The 5336-nt window shown below is 62.6% G+C and carries 7 protein-coding genes; 4 read left to right on the forward strand and 3 right to left on the reverse strand.

Annotated elements, in window-relative coordinates; translation table 11 throughout:
- A partial coding sequence (locus ACWELQ_RS37115) for an amino acid permease (protein WP_452401691.1) occupies positions 1–301 on the reverse strand: 301 nt, incomplete at its 3' end.
- Positions 302–648: 347 nt separating this feature from the next.
- Between ACWELQ_RS37115 and ACWELQ_RS37120 the strand changes: the two genes are divergently transcribed.
- From ACWELQ_RS37120 to ACWELQ_RS37135, 4 genes are all read left to right on the forward strand, one after another.
- Entirely contained in the window at positions 649–1068 is a 420-nt protein-coding gene (locus ACWELQ_RS37120; protein ID WP_452401692.1) for a hypothetical protein, read from the forward strand.
- Between the two features lie 702 nt (positions 1069–1770).
- Positions 1771–2367 (forward strand): response regulator, encoded by a 597-nt coding sequence (locus ACWELQ_RS37125; RefSeq protein WP_452401693.1) that lies wholly within the window; start codon positions 1771–1773, stop codon positions 2365–2367.
- On the forward strand, positions 2364–3479 hold the full coding sequence (locus ACWELQ_RS37130; protein WP_452401694.1) for a sensor histidine kinase: 1116 nt from the start codon (positions 2364–2366) through the stop codon (positions 3477–3479). Before ACWELQ_RS37125 ends, ACWELQ_RS37130 begins: the two co-directional genes overlap by 4 nt.
- Positions 3480–3876: 397 nt before the next feature.
- On the forward strand, positions 3877–4215 hold the full coding sequence (locus ACWELQ_RS37135) for a histone-like nucleoid-structuring protein Lsr2 (protein WP_452401695.1): 339 nt from the start codon (positions 3877–3879) through the stop codon (positions 4213–4215).
- A gap of 139 nt (positions 4216–4354) precedes the next feature.
- Here ACWELQ_RS37135 and eda read toward each other — a convergent pair whose 3' ends face one another.
- Both eda and ACWELQ_RS37145 read right to left on the reverse strand, forming a co-directional pair.
- Positions 4355–5002: a bifunctional 4-hydroxy-2-oxoglutarate aldolase/2-dehydro-3-deoxy-phosphogluconate aldolase gene (gene eda / locus ACWELQ_RS37140; protein WP_452401696.1), complete on the reverse strand. Its 648-nt coding sequence runs from the start codon at positions 5000–5002 to the stop codon at positions 4355–4357.
- On the reverse strand, positions 4999–5336 hold a 338-nt coding region (locus ACWELQ_RS37145; RefSeq protein ID WP_452401697.1), incomplete at its 5' end, for a glucokinase. The genes ACWELQ_RS37145 and eda, both read right to left, overlap by 4 nt.

Below are 5336 nucleotides of genomic sequence, written 5' to 3' on the forward strand. Positions count from 1 at the left end.
ACCACCGCTCACATGCCGACGCTTTCTCGAACCTGAAGATCTTCGGCGAGGCGTTGGTGTAGGTGCCGCCGGCGCCGGGCATGGCGGCGCCGAGTTCGGCCCAGATGAGTCCGTCGGCGATGGCGAGGAGGGCGCCGGCGATGAAGCCGATGATGGCGTGGGGGCCGCCGAAGGCGGCGACCATGAGGGGGATGGTGACGAAGGGGCCGATGCCGACCATCTGGCTCATGTTGATGGTGGTGGCTTGGAACAAGCCGATCCGTCGGGTTAGCGACGCGACAGGGGGTGGGGTGCCGGACATAGGCGTACTCCGCAGGGTGAAGCAGGGGCGGTTGATTTTGCAAAATTAGAGTCCATTGCCGGGCAAGTCAAGGGAAATCTGATCAAAACTGGACAAAATCTTGCTTTATTGCTCATGATTGAGCATGTCTTGAGATCTATGCGCACGGGCGCGCGTTTGGAGAAGAGTCATGAGCCACGTCGAGCGCGAGATCGCCGACCAGCCGGCCCGTCGGTGCCCAGGCCCTGAGTTCGTTGCCGCGGGAGGGTTGGGGGGAGACCTGGAAGCCGTTGTGGTGCAAGCATATTGGCACACCAGATGCGTCAAGGGGGTGGCGAGGTTGGCGCCGCGAGGCGAAGGCTGATGGTATGGAAGCCGACGCCCGATGTCCGGCGCGACCCCGTGGTTCACGGCGCGTCCGCTTCGCGACGATCGTTCTGATCGGGGCTGTCGCGGCCCTGTTTCCCGCCTACACCGCCACGACCGCCCCCAATGAACCCAAGGCGCTGATCCAGGGCCGCTCCACCATCGCCGCCCACGTCACCGGTGAAAAACCCGGCACCCGGTGCCAGATCGCGGGGAAGAAGGTCGCCGGTCCCTGGGCCACAGTGGAACTCGACGGCAGCGCCATCCTGACCCTGGGACCGACACACGCCAACATCAACGAACTTCGCGTCCTCTGCGAGGACATAACCCGCGGCGACGTGAGCGTTCACACCGTGCGATCCCACTGGATCACCTACAACGGAGTGCTCGCTCCCATTCGTCAACTCGGCAACAGCAACTGAGCTGCCGGGCCGTTCGCCGCCCGAGATAGTCGGGCGAGTGCGTGCCCTATTCCTGGCGAACGCCGGGCACATGCAAGACAGCATGGACAGAAGCTAGGTGACCGGACCTGTTCCGCGCAGCACTCAACCGCTCATCGTTGGTCTGGAATCAATATCCATGTGGCTGATCATCCATGACGTTCGTCCGACTTCTGGCGGCGTTCGTCACGAAAACGGCTGGTGATTTCAACCCGATCGAAGGTCGAGATCAGCCACTTGGACGGTGAAACCACGGCAGGTTCACGGCTATCGTCGTTGATGTGATCCGGTAGCGGGGTGTTGCGATAGCCGCCGGATCACAGTGTGAGACCGCCGATCCCGGGGTGACCACCGCCCTCTTCCGTGGACCGTTTGCGGTGAGGCCCTCCTGTCAGGGCTTCCATCTTCCCCTCGATGCCGCGGCGCGGGATCGGCGGCTCATCACTGAACGGTTTTCCTTCTCAGCCACACAGCACGACGGCCGGCCGGATGTTCAGCCGATCGGCGGTAAGATTCCGACGATCGGCTGGGATCGGTCGGAGATCGGCCAGTACCGACGGGCGCGCTCGCGTCAACGGCAAATGGCCAGGCAACATTGGCGGTGTGGTGAAGCTGAGCACAGATGTACCGGTTATACGAGTAGCAGTAGTAGATGACGAAGCGCTGGTTCGCTAGGGTTTCGAGTTGATCCTGGGCGCCGCGGACGACATCGAGGTCGCCGTAACCACCGACGGAGCCGGTGCGGTCGCCGCGATTCAAGCAGCTGATATCCAGGTGGTACTCCTGGACATACGGATGCCCGACGTAGACGGTTTGCAGATCCTCTCCGAGCTGCTTCGGTCGCCTGAGCCGCCCAATATCGCCATGCTTACCACCTTCGCCGCCGACGAATACATCGCCGAAGCGCTGAAGCGAGGAGCTGCGGGATTCATTCTGAAAGATACTGAGCCACAGTATCTTGCACCCATCGTGCGGGCGCTCGCCTCCGGTGCGGTCGTCATGTCGCCGAAGGTGAAGAAGACCGTGGTCGAGGAATATCTAGGTAACAACGACGGCACCGCCCGAGCGATGATCGAGACTCTCAACGCTCGCGAACGCGACATCATCGTCCTGATCGCGGAGGGCCTGTCGAACGCCGACATCGGTGTTCGGCTCCATTTGAGCGTGGGAACGGTGAAGGATTGTGTGGGCACCATCTTCAATAAATTGAACATCAGCACCCGCGTGCAGGCCGCGCTGATTGCGGAGCGTGCGGGCCTCGTTCCTCATGAAAAGACATGACAGATACCGCGATTTCCAGCTGGCCCAAGGCCCGAATACTCACCGACCTCCTCGCGGTCGGATTTGGTGTATTCAATATCTGGGTTGCCCGTAACGCATTGCCCACGGCTCTGCTCATCGGGCTCATGCTTCTCACCGCGACTGCTCTGATGCTGCGCCGGCAGGCCCCGATCACCGCCTTCATTGCGACGCTGCCCGCGGCGGCACTCGTGTCCGCGATCTTGGGCCCGATGATCGCACTGTATGCGGTCGCTCGAAGCCCGGTTCGCCGATGGGTCGTCGTCGCCGCCGCACTCTCGCTGGACTCGATCTTGTTGTCCGACAGGCAAGACATCGACATCACCCACGCGGATCCGTCGATAATGCTGCTCGAGGTGCTGTATGTCCTGATGATCGGGGCCGCCCCCGCGGCATTGGGATGGCTTGCTGCGGCGCAGCATCAGTTGTCGGTCCAGATGACCGAACTGGACCAGGCCAGCAACCACCAGCGTCAGTTGCTCATCGCCGCCGAACGAGCCCGTGAGCGCTCCGAACTCGCGCGGGAGATGCACGACGTGGTTTCCCACCAGGTCAGTCTCATTGCGGTGCAAGCGGGCGCGATGCAGATGGTGAGCGCGGATCCCGATACGCGTGAGCGTGCGGAGACCATACGCCGACTCGGTGTGGCGACTCTGGACGAACTGCGACACATGGTGAATGTGCTGCGCGATCCGGACGGCACCGGCCAGGATCTGTGCCCCCAGCCGACGCTCAACAGGCTGCCGAGCCTGTTGGCCACCAGCACACTTGCCATCACGGTGAAAGGTGAACCTCCCGCCGACCTCAGTGCGGCAGGGGAGCGTGCAATTTATCGCACGATCCAAGAGGCGATCACCAACGTGCACAAACACGCGCCGAGCGCACCCGTCACCGTCGAATTCACGACCACGGAGGACTCGGTGGCCGTGTCCATCACCAATGACCATTCGAGTGAGCCGTCGCCGGCATTACCCGGGGCCGGTTCAGGTATCACCGGTCTGAAGCAGCGTGCCGAACTGCTCGGCGGAACTGTGTTTGCCCACGAGCTGGCAAACAATGGGTGGAAGGTTGAACTTCATTTGCCACGCGTGTAGCGGCGGAATGCTACAGCCGGAAAGGAACGACAAGAACCCGGTTCGGCCGAGACTGCGCCATCAGCAAGCTATTCGAATCGAAGGTCTCCTGACGATGACGGCTCGCGGCGACCGGAGGATGATCGGAAGCGTTGTAGCGCTGAGCCCCACCTTGTGGGTGCCGTGGCATGCGATCGGCGCGACGACGGCTTGGCTCGTTCTGATCGGGCTGGTGTGATGGCACGCATTGTCAGTGACGGACGCGAATGGATCGTGGTTTCCTAGGGTTCGCTGGATGGTTTTGAATAATGCCTTGATGCGATAGCTCGCAGAATGTGCTCTCCGACAACGCCAACGGAACGGCTGCACTACGATTTCGCAATACCAGATCAGTTTCAACCTGTGAAAGGCTAACCATATGGCACGCAAGGTCACCGTCGAGCTAGTGGACGACTACGATGGCAAGTCCACAGCGGAGGAGACGGTGCTATTCGCCGTAGATGGCAGGGACTACGAGATCGACCTGTCCAAATTGAACGCCGCTGCACTGCGGGGATTGTTCGAGCACTGGACACCTCATGCCCGCAAAGTAGGCCGTGCTCCACGTGGCAACGCGACCGGAAAGGCGCGAACCACGGTGGACCGAGAGCAAATGCAGGTGATCCGAAACTGGGCCCGTAGGAATGGATTCGAAGTCTTCAGTCGGGGTCGTGTGTCGGCGGAGATTCTTGACGCATACAACAAGGCGGACAAGTAGGTCCGCGAGTCGCTGTCCGCCACGCGTTGAGATGGTGGACAGCGACATACCGCGGCGACAAGCAGCCGGGTCGATATCAGCGCTACCGTCGGGGCCGACGACCGCCCGTGCGCGAGAGTCAGCCGACTCCCCGCTACCTTCAACCGGCCAGGTCCGCCGAACCGGGTACCGGCATATCCGACAGCGCGGCGGCTTCGGCGGCCAGCCGGCGGATCTGATCCCAGTCGCCGGTACTGATGGCGGAGGCGGGGGCGAGCCACGACCCGCCAACGCAGTCCACATTGGGCAATGCGAGGTAGGCGCGGGCCGACGTCGGTGTGATTCCGCCCGTCGGGCAGAACCGAATCTGCGGCAGCGGGCCGGTGAAGGCGCTCAATGCTCCTGTGCCGCCAGATGTTTCGGCGGGAAAGAACTTCATGCGAGTCACGCCGTGCTCGAGAACGGCCAGGATTTCCGAGACGGTGGAGACACCTGGAAGGTACGGCAGCGCGGTGTCATCGAGGGCTTCGAGCAAAGCGGGGGTCGCGCCGGGGCTGACGAGGAATCCTGCACCCGCGGAGGTCGCGTCGATGGCCTGACGCGATGAGATTACGGTTCCGGCGCCGACGGTCATGTCGGGTACCTGGGCGGCGATGCGTTCAATCGCGGGCAGGGCCGCGGGCGAGCGCAGGGTGATCTCGATGATCCCGATGCCGCCGTCGAGCAGAGCGTGAGCGAGAGGTACCGCCGTATCGGCATCGTCGATGACGACGACCGGGATGACCGGCGAGATGGCGAGAAGGTTCATGGTTGCTGTTCCAGGGCTTGACGTTGGGTGAGCCGAAATGCCGCCCCGCGCAGCGCGGGTGTGTGCGCCACGATCAGGTCGGTCGCGATATTGTCGAGATAGCCGGGTAGACAACGAGTTCCGACGAACCGTCTCCGAAAATCACTGGCCACCAGGATGTCTGCGATTTCCGGCAGGAAGCCGCCGAGTAGTACGCCACCGGTCGCGCCGAGGGTGAAGGCGATGCTTCCGGCGAACGCTCCGAGCATGCCGCAGAACATGTCGAGTGTCTTCCGGGCGATCGGATCCCGGCCACGACGGGCGCTCTCACACAACTGCTCTGCTTGCATCGGCG

It is taken from the genome of Nocardia sp. NPDC004722, from assembly GCF_053601505.1.